Source organism: bacterium SCSIO 12741, assembly GCA_024398055.1.
In the GTDB taxonomy this organism is placed as follows: Bacteria; Bacteroidota; Bacteroidia; order Flavobacteriales_G; family Salibacteraceae; genus SCSIO-12741.
Window position 1 is genome coordinate 3,552,424 of record CP073749.1, and the last position, 15,656, is coordinate 3,568,079.

The 15,656-nt window shown below is 43.9% G+C and carries 11 protein-coding genes; 1 reads left to right on the forward strand and 10 read right to left on the reverse strand.

Annotated elements, in window-relative coordinates; all coding sequences use genetic code 11:
• Positions 1-35: 35 nt before the first annotated feature.
• The 3 genes from KFE98_15200 to KFE98_15210 all read right to left on the reverse strand — a co-directional run bounded on the left by KFE98_15200 (position 36) and on the right by KFE98_15210 (position 5,973).
• Positions 36-2,522, reverse strand: coding sequence for a hypothetical protein (locus KFE98_15200; protein UTW61350.1), 2,487 nt, complete (start codon positions 2,520-2,522; stop codon positions 36-38).
• A 287-nt stretch (positions 2,523-2,809) separates the two neighbouring features.
• Positions 2,810-3,400, reverse strand: coding sequence for a DUF1684 domain-containing protein (locus tag KFE98_15205; protein UTW61351.1), 591 nt, complete (start codon positions 3,398-3,400; stop codon positions 2,810-2,812).
• Positions 3,397-5,973: a TonB-dependent receptor gene (locus KFE98_15210; GenBank protein UTW61352.1), complete on the reverse strand. Its 2,577-nt coding sequence runs from the start codon at positions 5,971-5,973 to the stop codon at positions 3,397-3,399. Before KFE98_15210 ends, KFE98_15205 begins: the two co-directional genes overlap by 4 nt.
• A gap of 232 nt (positions 5,974-6,205) precedes the next feature.
• On the opposite strand from KFE98_15210, the gene KFE98_15215 reads away from it, so the two are divergent.
• Positions 6,206-6,703 carry a metallophosphoesterase family protein gene (locus KFE98_15215; GenBank protein ID UTW61353.1) on the forward strand — a complete coding sequence of 166 codons (498 nt, stop codon included), beginning with the start codon at positions 6,206-6,208 and terminating at the stop codon, positions 6,701-6,703.
• Here KFE98_15215 and KFE98_15220 read toward each other — a convergent pair.
• From KFE98_15220 to KFE98_15250, 7 genes are all read right to left on the reverse strand, one after another.
• Positions 6,700-7,173, reverse strand: coding sequence for a DUF4293 domain-containing protein (locus KFE98_15220; GenBank protein UTW61354.1), 474 nt, complete (start codon positions 7,171-7,173; stop codon positions 6,700-6,702). The genes KFE98_15215 and KFE98_15220 overlap by 4 nt on opposite strands.
• 22 nt (positions 7,174-7,195) lie before the next feature.
• Positions 7,196-8,311 (reverse strand): DUF4105 domain-containing protein, encoded by a 1,116-nt coding sequence (locus KFE98_15225; protein UTW61355.1) that lies wholly within the window; start codon positions 8,309-8,311, stop codon positions 7,196-7,198.
• 64 nt (positions 8,312-8,375) lie between these two features.
• The gene (locus KFE98_15230; GenBank protein ID UTW61356.1) at positions 8,376-9,590 is read right to left on the reverse strand and encodes a hypothetical protein; all 1,215 of its coding nucleotides are present in this window, start codon (positions 9,588-9,590) and stop codon (positions 8,376-8,378) included.
• Positions 9,587-10,360: a DUF3857 domain-containing protein gene (locus KFE98_15235; GenBank protein UTW61357.1), complete on the reverse strand. Its 774-nt coding sequence runs from the start codon at positions 10,358-10,360 to the stop codon at positions 9,587-9,589. The genes KFE98_15230 and KFE98_15235 overlap by 4 nt, the downstream gene beginning before the upstream one ends.
• Complete coding sequence (locus KFE98_15240; protein UTW61358.1) at positions 10,357-12,303, reverse strand: transglutaminase domain-containing protein; 1,947 nt, start codon at positions 12,301-12,303, stop codon at positions 10,357-10,359. Before KFE98_15240 ends, KFE98_15235 begins: the two co-directional genes overlap by 4 nt.
• A 1-nt stretch (position 12,304) precedes the next feature.
• Positions 12,305-13,912, reverse strand: a complete 1,608-nt coding sequence (locus tag KFE98_15245) for a toxin-antitoxin system YwqK family antitoxin (protein ID UTW61359.1) — start codon at positions 13,910-13,912, stop codon at positions 12,305-12,307.
• Positions 13,912-15,585, reverse strand: a complete 1,674-nt coding sequence (locus KFE98_15250; protein UTW61360.1) for a hypothetical protein — start codon at positions 15,583-15,585, stop codon at positions 13,912-13,914. Before KFE98_15250 ends, KFE98_15245 begins: the two co-directional genes overlap by 1 nt.
• Positions 15,586-15,656: the final 71 nt, after the last annotated feature.

Here is a 15,656-nt window from a genome sequence, read left to right on the forward strand (position 1 = left end):
AATTGGGGTAGGGGAGCCAGACCCGAATAAGGGTTTTATTTGGCTTCCTTAATCCCGATCAGTCGGGTTTTGATAAAGGCTTCAATTGGGAAGAGTACAAAACCCAGAAGGGCATTCAAAGCAACCTTGATAAATGCAATACTACCAATCTGAGCCTCTACGTTGTCCTCCACGTAGTTGATACCATACTCAAAGATGATAATGATGGCGATGGAAGCCAGGATAGTCGCTGTTCTGGAACCACCCGTTTTTCTTCCGTAGAATACCGCCAGGAATAGCATAATGCTAATCATTAGGATCTGGAAGGAGTAGAACCAATAACTGTTGTAGAAAGGTACCTTGATTTCAAAGTCGTAGGTAAACATTTCACTGCCCACGTTATCGGCATTAAAGGCCTGAAGCATGAAGGTATAGTTACGGGCTTTTAGACTGGTGTAAACCGCTTTACGTTCGGTGGTTTCAGTCCATACCGTATCATTCTTCATTTTGTACTTGTAGTACACTTTGCTCGGGCTATTCAAGCTAATTCCAGTAAACAGGAAGGTCAGGTTGTTTTGTGCCGAACTAAAGGTGTTGTTAAACGGGTAATCAGACGGAGTCTGGTTGATGATTACCGTAGGCTCGGTTTCAATTTTCGGCTTAACCTCGTTTTTGTAGTGTACGTTAGGATTGTACTTCACGGCACCTAAAATGGTTCCAAACCACAGGTTGCCATTGTCATCCATACAGGTGGAGTTGGGGTTAACCTCTACACCGAGAAATCCTTCTGTTTTTCCAAAGTGGTGAAACTTCTGCTCATCACGGTCAAACTTCTCAATTCCGTAGGTCGTTCCAAACCATATGTTGTTCTCATTATCGGCAACGATACAATAGGGAGTTTCGGAATTCATTCCGTCTTCCTTGTTGTAGTTGGTAAAGGATTTACCGTCATACATGTACAATCCACCGGTATAGCAACCCAGCCAGATGTTTCCAGTCTTGTCAAGAGCCAGGGACAAGACCAACTGATGGTTCAATCCGTCTTCTTTGGTATAAACCCGGAAGCCATTCTGATCGTAGCTCGTAAGGCTTCCTCCGAGAACGGCAAACCACATGCGGCCGTCGTTGTCTTTTACGATTTTGTAAATGCTATTTCCACCCAATCCATCTTCTTCTGTAAAGAGGGTAAGCTTGTGAGAAGACTTATTGATACGAGCAGCACCGGAGCGGGTTCCCAACCAAATGTTGTTGCTATCATCTTCACAAATACTGTAGATTACATCCTGCAGGTGGGCCTCGATATTGATTCGTTCGTAGGTTCCGGTTTTGGTTCGTTTAAACAGGTTACCATTCGCAGATCCGAACCAAATAGTTCCTTCAGAATCCTGGTAGATGGACATAACAGGAGCATCACTCAACCCAGCAATACGATACTTCCCTACACTCAGGGAGTCGTTGTTGATGTTGTCGGCGTTGATCAACTGGGATACGCCCCGATTCGTTCCCAACCAGATGTTTCCTTCATTGTCTGGGATAACCGACCAAATGATGTTGTTGGTAATTCCTACGCTTTCGTCATAAAGGGTGAAGAAGTCAGAGATGTATTGGTTTAGCCCAACATCCGTTCCAATCCAAATGGAATTTTCACGGTCCATAAACAGGGCCTTGATGTTGTAGAAACTCAAGCCTTGTTCAACGCTGTAGTGTCTAAAGCCCATTTCACCGTTTTGGGGAACGGCCTTTACTACTCCGCGGTTGGCGGTTCCTATCCAAAGGTTTCCGTGGTTATCCGCTATCAATTTGGTGATGTAGTTTGTGCTTAGCTCACCTTCTTCGTTGTAGACTTTTGGAGTGACCGAAGTACCTCCCTTTCTTAAGCTTTCTTGCTGACTGCTGCTCAGTACATTTACACCGCCATTCGTAGCAATCCAGAACTTATTCTGGTAAATAGCCATGTCATTAATGCGGTTACTGGTTAGCCCTGTTTCTGTGTTAATCTGAATGGAAGCTGCTGGATTGTTGGTGTCCGCGGCCAGAAGTTGCTCCAGGCTAACCAGGAAAATTCCGTCGTTTTCTGTCCCTACCCATAGGTTACGATCATCGTCCAAAAAGAGGGTATTGATAAATCGCGATCCGCTTACACTCGAAGAAACTTCGTAGCGTTTAACCTGATTATCTTGGGTATTGAGGATAAACACGCCACTACCTTTGGTAGAGAAGATGATGTTTTGTCCAACCGTATCCTCTACAAAGTCGCTTACTTCCTGATAGGAGCTAAAGCGTTCAATATGAGTACTTTCAAAGGATCTGTTAATCGCATCGCGACGGGTAATGGATCCACCCCAGTGGCCAAACCAGAGGTTGCCCTTGCTGTCTTTGAAAGAAGCGGTGATCCAATCTTCTGCTAAACTGTCTTTCTTGGAATAGTTGGTAAAGCTGATTCCGTCGTAAGCGGATAATCCAGATACGGTACCAACCCATAAATGTCCATCATCACTTTGGCAAACCGTGTTTACCTGAGATTGTGGTAGACCGTGTTCCACACCATACTGCACAAAATTTACTATTTGCGCATAGGAAATGCTTGAAGTAATACTTATAATACAGATTAGTAAAGCTCTGATTGTTAGTAAAGAATCTCGCATGTATAGCCAAATGGTGTTAATGATTGTAAAGCTATAATAATTTTCAAATAAGACAACTATAGCGAAGATAAGGGAAAGCGGGGCAAAACTTATGGGTGAATTCTGAATTCTGAATTTTGAAATCGAATTTCAACATCCAACATCCAACATCCAACATTCAGGATTGAAGATTGAAGATTGAGAATTCAATGATACTTCTTCTCTCCAGCCAAAAGGTGAACCACCAATTGATTATCCTGTGGAGGAACGGGACAGGAGTAGCGGTCGTTGTAGGCACAATACGGATTGTAACTCTTATTAAAGTCGAGTGTTAAGGAATCACCTTCGGGAATGGAAACATCCAGATATCGACCGGTGGCGTAGGAGCCATTTCCATTGGTTAGATCGGTAAAAGGAACAAACAAGCCTTCTTCTTCATGATCCAGGGCTTTGTAAGCAAATAGGGTACAAGCAGTATCTCCAATTAGAAAGTCCATCCGGGCATATTTCTGGTAGCGTGGACGGCGATCGGTATTGGTTTCAAAGGTGATGACTTCTCCATTAAACAGGACATCGAACTTAGCTCGAACGGCAAATTGCGGGTTGCCAGGATAATAGTTCAGACCCAAAAAGTTCTTTCGTTCCTCCTCAGGAATGGGTGACTTATCGGAGAGCATGTGTTCGTGAGTTTCCTTGCGATGTTCCGCCAAATCGCCTTTGGGCTTTTGTTTTTCAGAGCAGCTGGCTAAAACCAGTAGGCCTATGACCAATAAGAGGGAGTACTTAACAGGTTTCAAAATTTGACCGTCCATTTCAGATTAATCCTTCGATTCGTGAGGTAATTAGGAATTCCGTACATCCTGTCGGATATGTCGCGGACCCAAAGGTAGGAAATGGTGTTGTTGATTCCGAATAGGTTGAAGATCTCTAAACTCAACCAGGAGTTATTCACGTATCGAATAGGATTATTGGCTTTTCGTTTTCGGTCAGACTTAAGCAGTTGGTAGGAAAACCCAATGTCTACCCGGCGATAAGGAGGCATGCGTAAGGTGTCTTTGTAACGCTCATAAGTAGGAGGTCCAAAAGGAAGTCCGGAAGCGTAAACGAAGTTGAGATTGACTTTGAGCGAAGGGATTTTGGGTACGTAATCCTGGAAGAAGAAACCCAATTGAAAACGCTGGTCGGTGGGGCGTGGAATGGCTCCAGGCTCAAATCGTTGAGAATCTACAGCTACCTGATCGTAAGTGAAACCAGGAATGATCTCTTCTCCAGCAGCATTGTAATACTCCCAATAGAAATCGTCCACAATGTCTTCCTCGGTTTTCATCACACTCAGACTAAACCAGGAATCAATCCCTTTTACAAACTCCCCGAACAGTTTGAGATCTACACCGGTAGCATAGCCGTTGGAATTGTTGGTAGCATAGTAGCGGAGCCTTACATTGTCGATTTCGTAGGGAATTAGGTTTTTGTAGTTTTTGTAGTACACTTCAGCAGTCAACTTAAAGGGACTACGCTCTTTAAAGAGCTTAAACTGATAATCGGCCCCAAGCACATAGTGGATAGATTGCTGAGCTTTGATATCGGAATTTACATGCCCGTTCAGGTCACGCATTTCACGGTAGAAGGGAGGCTGATAGTAGTAACCCCAAGCCGCTCTGAAATTCCAACGTTTTTTCCAATTCGGTTGAAACCCGATGGATGCTCGAGGAGAGAATACGGCCTCGTTGTTGAAGTCCCAATAGTTGAAGCGAACACCGACCACGGCAGCCAATTTATGAGAGTCTAAATCCCAGGCTTTTTCCCCTTGTAAATAACCCATTACCCGATTAGAGCTAATGTCATTTCGAGCCACGATAAGCTCATTCATTTCAATCTTGTCACGAGGACTTATGGGCGTAGGACGGGTTAAATTGGTGTCGTTTTCAGCATAAGACCAACCGGTAATTCCAGGTGATTGAGGTACGGAGTATCCGGTTGAATCCAGGTAATCCCATTCCTTCAATTCATCCTTGATCTGTTCATGCTGGTAACGTCCTCCCCAGCGAATGGTCATCCAATCGTGGGTATACACTCCTTTGTGCTGAATATTGAATACGTTGGCTTCCAGGTAGTTTCTTGCGTGATTGATAAAACCTCCAACCCCACGGTTAAATTTTACTTCGCCAAAGTTCTCGCTTCCAGGATCTTTTTCCAACTCGGCCAGGCGATAGGCGCCTTGAATATCAAAAGTTTCTTGCTCCAAGGTGCGGAAACCTGAAGCGATAAATTTCAAATTGGTTTTGCGATTGGGTTTGTAGGTAGCTGTGAATGCTCCCATTCCCGTTTCGTACTCATCAATCTCTTGTCCGTCGAAAAACACGGTAAGCTGCAAGGCTTCGTTAACCGTTCCGAATTCAGTCTCTCGGGTTTCCGGGATAAATCGGTATTGGTTATTTGAGTAGTTAAGCAGCAAACCAATTTCCCATTCTGTAGTGAGATCGTAGGTGAAGTAGCCCTGGTAGTCATAAAAGCGAGGTCGATAATCTCCCTGGGTTTGCAATCCGTTAAGCAGGTATTGATTGGAACGATACCGAAATCCTTGAATGTGGGTAAAACGGTGGTCCTTGTTGCTTCCCTCTAAATGAACCGAGGCTCCCAATAAACTAATGGAGGCTGATCCACTGAATTTACGGGGTTCAGCATACCGGATGTCCAATACGGAAGACATCTTATCTCCATATCGAGCTTCAAATCCACCGGCCGAAAACAGAATGGAGCTCACCATGTCTGAATTGATAAAACTCAACCCTTCCTGTTGACCTGATCGAACCAAAAAAGGGCGATAAATCTCTACATCATTGACGTAAATGAGGTTTTCGTCAAAGTTTCCGCCTCGCACATTATAGGAGGAACTTAATTCATTGGTCGAACTTACTCCGGGTAAGGTAAACAGCAAATCCTCAAAGTTGCCTGACGCCGAAGTCATGTTTTCCCGAAACTTGGGATCCATACGGGTAAGGGTGGTGGCTTTACTGATTTCATCGACCACTTCTACGCCTCCAAGCTTTACCGATTTATTTCTCAAAATCGGAGATACTTCTTTAGATTCGCCGGGCTTCAGATTCACCTTAACGATTTGAGTTTTGTAGCCCACATAAGAAAATTGAACCTTAACCTCTTGATTCGTAGGAACCTTTACACTAAAACGGCCATTGCCATCACTCGAAACGGCGAGGGAATCAATGGACACCAAAATACTTACACCAGGGATGGTCAGTCCAGTAGAGTCGCGAACAATCCCGTATACAGTCGCTTTTTTCTGGGCACTAAGCTGGACTGCGGTACCAAGGATGAGAATTATAAAGGCTACTAAGAAGCGCTTAAGCATAAGCCGCCAAAAATATCATTTATCAGGCACTTCAACGAGGTGCAATAAGAGATATTGTTGAACTCCTTTTTGACTTGATAAAAGGCGGGTTTAATGTTGAATTCTGAATGTTGAATTTCGAATTCTGAATTTTTAGCATTCATACGTACTCCTTCTTACAGGGATTCCCAAACACCTCAAAATTCAGAATTCAACATTCGAGATTCAATATTCAATTAGGTATTTTCGCCAAGTGAAAAAAATTGGACTACTCTCCGATACGCATTCTTACCTGGATGAAGCGGTTTTCCGCCATTTTGAGAAGTGCGATGAAATATGGCATGCCGGCGATATTGGAAACCTAAAGGTGTTGGAAGATCTCGAAGCCTTTAAACCTACTCGTGCAGTGTTTGGAAACATTGATGACGCCAAGGTGAGAAGAGCCTGTCCGGAGAATCAACGCTTTTTTTGTGAGGGAGTGGATGTTTGGATTACCCATATCGGTGGTTATCCGGGACGGTATGCGCCCATCATTCGGGAACAGATGTACAAGCATCCTCCGAAACTATTTATCTGCGGACACTCCCATATTCTTAAAGTAGTTCGAGATCCTCGTTTGGGATTACTACACATGAATCCGGGAGCTATTGGTATTAGCGGATTTCACAAGGTGCGAACCATGCTACGATTTGCCATTGATGGCGATCGTATTCAGGATTTAGATGTGATTGAGTTTCCTCGGAAAGCTTAGCGAATGCGATCCATGCTTTTGATCAGGTCCTCATCTTTCTGAATGCCTTTGCGAGCCAGGAAGACCAAAAGCAAAGAAATCAAAGGAATCATTACCCAATACTCATACTGAGTGGTCAATTCAGAGCTCTCGGTGATTTTTTCAGGTAAATCGTAGGAAACGATGAACTGAAGTCCCATAATGATCAGCAGCAAAATCATATCCAGGTTGACCAAGCGGAGCTGTCGACCTCGATTTTTGAATTGAAAAATAGCTGCCAGGGTGAGCAAAACGTGAAAAATTAAAACGATTCCCAAGGCCAAAACTGGCGTCTCGTACGTCCATTCTCCACCTTCTTGAAAGAAGATTCCCAAAGGCTTAACCAAGTAGCTGTTTCCGTTAACCGTAAAAAGGGCAATGGGCATAAACGAATACGCGATGCTTACGATAACTGCACCGAGTAAATAAAGGGACTGTACACGTTGAATCATGCTGCAAAGAAAAGAAATACTTTCAAGCCTGAATGATATTTCTAAAGGGGTATTTATTGATGTAGGCGGCGATTCTCCAGAGTAACAATACCAGGATGAATACATAGCTGTTATGCAGGTCCTGAGGTAGTGTGAACCAGGAAATTAGCAGACCCAATTCTACCCACCAAACCACGACCAGGAACTTCTTAAACCAGGCAAACTTTCGTTTGAACAAAAACAGAAAGGATAGGGGAAAGAAAAATGGAAGGGCCCAAATAATGTTCAAGTTGTTTTGTGTGGTGTTGTGATCGGTAAAAAACCAAAGAAATACAATGAGCCAGCCAGCAATACCAACTACGGTAAAAATGAGAAAGTCCATGATTCGCATCGGAAGTGTAGTTCCTGGTATTTGATCAATCATGAGGGTAAACAGCAAGACGGCTATAAAGGTGAGTAGGGGACGAAACCAAACAAATCCTTCCTCCACGGGTTTGGCTTCCACAATGCGATGGTGTTTTTTCACCAGGGGCTCCATCTTGTTACCTCGGGATACGACGGCGTTATCAAATCCGCGCATTAAGTAGTCCGGAAGATACATTTTCTGTCTTTCGTCAGCCGTGCGATCAGCGGGTAGTCCTAAACCCAAGTCGATGCCGGCATCAGACCAGCGCATGTTTTTGAGGTACAAATCGGTGAGGTCGCGAAAGGAGGAATCGGGAAGATCGGTAGGAAATTGGTAGTCCAGGTTTTCACCCAATACTTGCTCAAATACATCCCTTGGACGGGTGGAGCAGTTGTCGTAAAAGAAGTCGTAGAGGTAGAATCGATTTTCAGGTTTTTGGTTTTCCAATAGAAAATCGAATACCTTCTGTTTTTCTTCTGGAGTTAGGTTGAGCACTTGTTCGTCTACCCAGCGATTTTCATAAATGTATCCCGCCTGAAAATTGGCAAAAGGTTCAATGGATAATTTGTAGTTGAGCTTGCCTTGGGTAAACTCGTAGTAAAAGTCGTCGGTAAAACTGAAGGTGCCGTAGTTAAAAACCACATCAGCTTTGTTTTGAGGGTCGAACACCCGAATAGCCGTGTGACCGAAAATGGAATACAAGTCACCACCTGATCCGCAGGTAAGCAGACTAATTTCCGCTTCCGAACTCAAGGTTCGCTGATTTTGAGCGGAGAGAGTGGAAGAAAGAAGAAGGAGGCTTACAACCAGTAAAAAACTACATCTGTTCCAAAATGAGTACCACTTTGTTGAAGTCTGCTGCTGCATTGATAACGGCTTTAAAGGATTCGAAATCTTCCCGAGGAAGTTCAATTTGGTCGTAAAATTCGTCAATATCTATGATCAAATCATTACCCTCCAACCGATATTTTGAGACAAATTGCATGATTGACTTACCATCTTTTTCTATTACCTCATTAAATTCCACGGCTTCAGGATTTTTTACGCGATAGCCCTCGGGTATGTGAAAGACTATTTGACGAAGATAGGTCCGGTTGTAATCATTTTCAACCCCAAGAGTACGTTGTTCTTCCTGATACAGTTCAGATTGGGGCCCAATCACCTTTCCAATCTTTACCAAATATTTGTTTCCAGCCTGTTGCAACAGGTTGGGGTAGTTTAAAGTTCCCTTAATCAAGAAGGGCTTGGTGCCAATGTCTTCCTGAGCGGTATTGAGAATTTCAAATTGCTCTACCTCTTCCTCATCGTTGATGAACTTGATCAAAGCATTAGCCACTTGTTGCTGATCATCTGGTGGTAAGGATTCATATGCCGGCTGAAAGAAAATGGCATTTTGCCCACTCATGGTGCGGCTAAAAATGACTTGAGGAGCGGATAAATCACTTCCCAATTGAACTTCTACTTGCAAATCATCCTGATTCTTTTTGGCTGGAGAAGGGGCTATCCATTTTACCTGAGCCAGCCCAGTGGTAAAGTTGCCAATGGTGATAGGTTTGATAAACAGACCATAATTGTTCTCCCATCCGGGTGGCTTGCTGCCCAATCTGTATCCGGGATATTCATAAGCAATGTAGGCGTCAAGCTCTGGGAAATAAAAGAAGTAGTCATCCAGGCAGCTATAGGTTTCAAAGTCTTTTTCAAACCGGCGTTCGTCCCGTTGCGAAGTTATCCCCAATTCGAAAGGAATGCCTTCCAGATCAAACCAGTAAGAGTAGAGGCGAAGCAATCCCAGGTTACTACAAATACGGTCGTTTAGAATGTTGTCAATATCGGCTAACTCGGCACTGTTCTGATCCAGCATTTGAAAGCTATTCTTGACATAGTTCTCCATTCGCCTAACTTTTTCCCGGGTATCTAATTTCGACAACTTAAGTTGCTTGGACAGTCCTCCCAGTTTTTTATCGTATTGCTTCTTGTAGTCCTCTGGGTAAATCATGGCATAGAGGTCTTGAGCAAATTCGGTATAACTCACCAAATGAGAGGTCCCCCGGCACTGTTTTCTTCGATTTTGAATTGAATTCCCTGCAAGCTCGGTTCGTAAGAACTGTAGGGCTCATTAAACCGAGGCGGGATTTTTTCTGTCTGAGCTACCCAAACGTTTCGGGTAGTATCGGTTGTGTCTTGTTGAATTTCAGGAAATCCGTTGTCACTCTGAAAGGCGAAGATCAAGTTGTTGGGGGCCAGCAAGCGAAACTCAACCTTGTGGTGCGGTAAATCCGACTGAAAGGCATAGCTGGAACCATCCAGATAAGGAGCTTTGAGTACAGTGTAGGTATATTCAATATCCGACCCGATTTCAATTCCTTCTAAAGCAAAGTATTTGAACCGGCCATATTCTTCAAAGTTCTTAGCCTCGAGAATATCTTCCTTTTTGAGGTAGACCACCTCGCCATTGGGTTTGATTACCCGGGCCCGGGCATCCACAAGATCCACAGCATTGTTGAGGTTCATGTAGATCTGGTTAAAGGAATTAACTGCTTTTTCGGTATGTACTCGTACCAACTTATGGAAGGTCCGGTATTCCACCAAATTATAATCGTAAGTCGGGGAGTAGTAATACTCAATCACCATCTTGTCTATGCCATATTCTGCCTGGTGGATGGAATCGTTGGCGCACCAGTCACAGCGGCTACCATCGTCGTTCCATTCCAGGGTTTGGTAATAGGGTTTAAGGCTGTCTTCCTGGGCCTGCATGGCCATTAGGACGAAAAGGAAAAGGGCAGTTAGAATACTATTTTTCATGGTTTAGCAGTGTTCTTTTTCAATACCAGGGTCTTGTTGTAGGCCTTGTTCAGTGTTTTTACCATAAGATTCCAGTCAGCAAAGTTTTCTGTTGGGAATCGGGTGTAATCCACATACACGGTTCTAATGAGCTGCAATTGATTGGACTCATTCTGGCTATAGGTCATTTCATAGCCGTATTCTTCGGCTTCCAATTGAGTGTTTTCAGGCGTGTAATTCAATTCGTAACCTTCGGGTAGGGTAAGTCGGTTAACCTCTCGATCGTAAAACCTAAAATCTCCATCAAAGTCATAGATGAAAACAGTAGTGTCTATTTCACCCGATTTTAGCCGTTTAATAAGATTAAGGTTGACGTAGTACTCATCCTCATAATTCTGAATGTAGTCATCCAACTTAAAAGAATAGGTAACCACCATAGGCTGATCCCGGTCTTCATGACCGCTGATTTTATAGTCGGTCAGGCTAAACTTGTTGGACCCTTTTTCCAGAATGTCTCGGATGTATTTTTCTTTTTTATCCGCTCTAATGTTGTTGTAATTCCGACGAACGGTATTGGCTCTGAATCCTGTATAGGTGCACTCGCAATCACCGATCAAGGAGCTGCCTTCAATTCTCAATTCACAGGAATCCACTTTTCCGGTAAAGTCATAGGGGAGTTCTGGAACCGTGTGTACAATGTATTTATCCTTGCCATATTCGGTTAACACCTGTTTGCCTTGTATGTGTTCTGGCGGTACGCCAAAGGGAATAGGGTGGGCCGTAGCATCCAGAAAGTAGGTAGAGTCCCCATAATCGAAAACGCAGATCATGTGGTTATCAACCAGTGGAGAAGGAGTCTCGGTGTATTTAAAAGGAATATCCCGTGTACCTAACCAACCCAAATGAGCTTCCAATCCAGCATAGCGAAACATCCGATGGGTAAGGCAAGACATGTCCTTGCAATCGCCAAACCGACGATCAAATACCAATCCCGATGGGCGAGGAACAATTCCCCCTTCTCCGTTTTCAAAAGCCACGTATCTAATGTTGTCTTGCACCCAGTAGTAGATGGCTTTGGCCTTATCCAGGTCCTCGGTGTATGGAGCAGTAATGGAATCTACCAGCAAACGAAGCGTATCGTTGTCATCGGCTACCGATTTTTCGATGTTGGAGTAGTACCAGGCATAAAGATGATCCAGGCTTGGGAATACCTCGCTTGTTTCGCCTTTTACGGTGTAAGACTTTACTTGATAGGCTACCACCGGCATGACATAAGAAAATGATACGGCCCGGCCTACTGGTTTTTTCGAAGGAATGTTCTGATAGGTCCACGTCAGGGTATTTCCCTTTTTACTTTCCCTCTTGGTGAATTTAAAATCGTACTGATCCAGGTTGTATTCCTGGTAGTTTAACTCCATTCCAGCCGGATAGTCAATCACCAGCTTCCCTTTTAAAATAGGAAGGTAACTTCCCAGGTAGTCCATGCCAACGAAGTGGATATCCTGTTCGGTTTCGGTATATCTCAAAATGGTCTTAGCCCCGGGCTGCAATCCTTTGTAGTAGAACCGAATTTTCTTTACATCATCATAAAAAATGGAGGCTGAAAAATTATTCAGGGTATCGAATTCTGTCACCTTGATCTTTTCGTACTTCTTCTCACCGGGAACCAGGGTATACGTGTCCAGATCTTCTATGGTATTGTGGTAGCTGTACCAAACGTTGTCTTCGGCATACTGCATGGCATTTTGGTTAAAAAACTGCCGATCTTCCACATGTTCAATTACAGCAAAGGGCTTATTCTCCTTATCGTATTGAATGGTTACGTGGATGGAATAATCCAGAAAAACGCCATTATCAGCTGGATACTGAGCTTGCAGTGTCTTCCAATCCTCGGTCGATTGAGCCCAGATCGGAGTTTGAGTCCATGCAGTTAATACCGCCGTTACGAGGAGAAGAAGCCTCATTTTATTTTTCAAGATGCAATTCATCTTCATAGTACCATTGTTCTACCGTTGGGTTACCGTTTTCATCAAAATGCTGAGTCTTGCCATGGCGCTTATCATGTAGGAAGGTAGCGGTTTCTTTCAGCTTGCCATTTTCCCAGAAATACTGTGCTTCCCCTTCCAAATCACCATCGCTGTAGTTCTCTTCCGTTTTTGGACTTCCATTTGGGTAATATTCTTTCCAGGCACCCTGGCGCTGTCCGTGAACGTATTCTCCCGTTTTCCAGAGTTGCCCATTGGGGTAGTTTACAGAAAGGGTGCCGTGATAAAATCCGTTTTCATAGTGAGCAGTCATGGCTTCTTGTCCATTGGAGTAGGTGGTCTTTACATCTCCGGTGCCTTTTTCAATTGGGATATAGGGTTTCATCTGGCCTGAATTGTCCATATAGCTGTAGCCCTGAACATTGCCCTTGTAGTAGTCTTTAACCAGGTAAACTTCTCCGCCGGGCTCATGGTAGGTCCCCGGGCCGTAGAGCGATCCGTCAATGTAGGTGAAGTGGTTGTACACCGCTCCTGATTCAAAGAAGGAGGAATCATATCCTTTGGATACACCTTTATCCTTCATTACTTTTCTTCTCAGTTCACCGTTGCTATGGTAGTATTTCCATTCTCCGTCTTTTTCGCCGTAGAAGTAGTTCCCTTCAGCACTTAAATTTCCTTTTGGGTGATACCAGCTCCAGTAGCCCACTCGAGTTCCGTCAAACAGGAAACCTCTGGATGTGACACGTCCCATGCCATCGAAAAAATGAAGGGAGTCGACCAGATTGGCGTTTTTGTATTGACGGGTGCTTAGGCTTTTTCCGTCTGGAAAATGAAGTTCCATTTTTCCTTGACCTGCTTCCAGGTTTTGTACACTCAATACATTTTCGGCCGTATCATATTCGATTATTCCCAGCAGGTAACCGTCATCATAGCGACTCACCCGTTTTAGCTTTCCGGAAATGTCGTAGTAGTAGTTTTTGCCATGGAGTACATCGTTGAGGTAGTACTCTTCTGAGATAACTGTACCGTCTTTGTGGTAATTGATCCAGGGACCCTGGGCCAATCCATCAACGTAGTTTCCTTGAGTAGCCAACTGGCCGCCTAAATAGTAGCTGATGTAGAGTCCGTTTTTCGATCCGTCGGTGTAGTTGATATACGCAGAGGTATCTCCATTGGAAAAGAATTCAATGTCCAGTCCGCTTTGTACCCCATCAGAATAGCTGGTTTCTTCTTCAAGTACTTCGGCTGAATCGAAAAATTTCCAAATACCGTCTCGGCCTTCTTTTACAAAACGGCCTTCTACATACTTGACTCCATTAGGCAAAAAGCCTTCAAAATCCAGGGTGTTTTTAACCTTGTTGTACTCTTTAGCCAGCTTGCCTTCTTTGTCGTAGTAGCGGTAGGCCATTATTACTCCTTTGCGGTAGTCATACTCTTCATGAAGTTTTCCATCGCGATCAAAGAGTTGGGCTTTACCGTTGTATTTTCCTGACTCATCCAAAAAACGGATAGACTTCAAATTGCCATTTTCATGGTATTCCTTCCATTCTCCGCTTTCGGTATTGTTTACGAAATCTCCGGTTTTCATCACCGCTCCATTTCGGTGATAGTATACCCAGGTTCCGGCTTGCTCGCCCTCTTTGTATGTTCCGGTGGTGTATAGCTGTCCTCCGCGGTAAAAAGAGCGATAGGAACCATTGAACCAGCCCCTTCAAAAATGGCCACCTCTGCGGTGTCGCCGTTGTCGTAAAACTCAACATAGGGACCGTAGGGCAAACCTTTTTTATAGGATATTGTGTTGTAGAGCTGTCCGTTGGAATGATAGGTTTTATTCGTTCCCACACGTTTACCCTTGGCAGAATACAAGCTGTCTTTTACACCGCCAAATTGATAAAAGGTCTCGACCAATCCTTCTATGCTTCCGTCTTTGGCATAGGTGTAAGATTCGGTTAAGATGCCCTGTTCATTGTAAGCTTTGTAGGGACCATTTAAGGTACCATTTACAAAAACGGCTTCTTCCTTTATTTCACCACTTGGGTAATACCACTTCCAGGCACCGTGTTGCTCCCCGTCAGAGTTATGGGGTCCGGTTCCAGACACTCGGGTATTGCTGTGAAAATACTGCCAGGTACCAATTTCCAATCCCTTTTCTTCGTCGTAAGGCCCAATGCCATAAATGCTCATGTCATCGTAGTAAATATCTCGGGTAATTCCTCCTTTTCCATCGGGATGACTCCCCAGCAGAATCAGGCCGTCGTTTGCGTACCATTCGCTGAATTGAAGGAAATCATTTTTACTTTTTACAATAGCTGCCTGTACTTCTTCACTTTGCACACTCTGAAAAAGGTAAGACACGTATCCGGAGAAGCGATTTTCCTTATAGATGGCATTGAAGTATTTAACCAATTGCTGATTCCAGAAGCCAGTATCCTGGGCTTCGTATTGGAGTTTTTCCAGCATTACTTGGGTTTGTCTTACCACATGAAAATCCAGAGCCGATTGGCATTCGTAGCGTTTGTTCAGGGCGATTCGGCTTTTTAAGATCCAGTCAATTTCCTTAAACCAGGCAGGGATTTCCTCATCCACAATATTGTAATTGGTATCGGGCACCGTTTCGTTTTTGCTTAAGGCTTCCATGCGGATGATGGTCATCAAGGCGTTGTCAGAATAGGCACTGTTCAGTAATTTCATGTTCATGCACATGAAGGCCGCTGTAAGTTGGTCAGACCCTTCGAGTAGATAGGCCATTTGACCATAAGCATTGGCATAAAGCGGATTGATTCTGACGCAACTCTTGAAATAGTCATAGCTCTTCTGGTACTCGTCCATGAGCATGTAGGTATTGGCCAGATTGAAATGGAAGAGATGATTTCTTGGAAATTTGCCAATAGCCTCCAGAAAGACTTTTTCCGCTTTTTCGTATTGTTCGGTGTTTTTGTAGCATAACCCTTTGAGGTTATACAACCGGGTTTCATAGGCATCTCTTATTTCCAATCCACGATCACAAACTTCTACGGAAGCGGTGTATTGACTATCCAGGTACAGAACGTAGGCCAATTCACTTAAAGCATATTCATAATTGGTATCGTTTTCATGAATACTCTCCAGCAGTTCCCGGGCCTCCTGATATTGACCATCCCGGTAAAGTTCTTCAGCCTTGGTGGTTCGTTCACCAGAATTGATCAGTTCAATTCTATCCTGACTGCTGGCGAGCGAAACGATTCCTGTGAATAGGAGTAGAAGGGTGATTTTTTGAAACATCGGTTTAACTATTTGCGAATTTTATTCCCGAGAAGATGGTAGGGTAGCTCCCCATTTTTTGGTTGAATACA

Excerpts from the sequence above, each read along its gene's own strand:
- KFE98_15240 (UTW61358.1), bottom strand. The coding sequence starts at position 12,303 with ATGAGGCTTCTTCTCCTCGTAACGGCGGTATTAACTGCATGGACTCAA.
- KFE98_15250 (UTW61360.1), bottom strand. The coding sequence starts at position 15,585 with ATGTTTCAAAAAATCACCCTTCTACTCCTATTCACAGGAATCGTTTCG.
- KFE98_15220 (UTW61354.1), bottom strand. The coding sequence starts at position 7,173 with ATGATTCAACGTGTACAGTCCCTTTATTTACTCGGTGCAGTTATCGTA.
- KFE98_15210 (UTW61352.1), bottom strand. The coding sequence starts at position 5,973 with ATGCTTAAGCGCTTCTTAGTAGCCTTTATAATTCTCATCCTTGGTACC.
- KFE98_15245 (UTW61359.1), bottom strand. The coding sequence starts at position 13,912 with ATGAAAACCGGAGATTTCGTAAACAATACCGAAAGCGGAGAATGGAAG.
- KFE98_15235 (UTW61357.1), bottom strand. The coding sequence starts at position 10,360 with ATGAAAAATAGTATTCTAACTGCCCTTTTCCTTTTCGTCCTAATGGCC.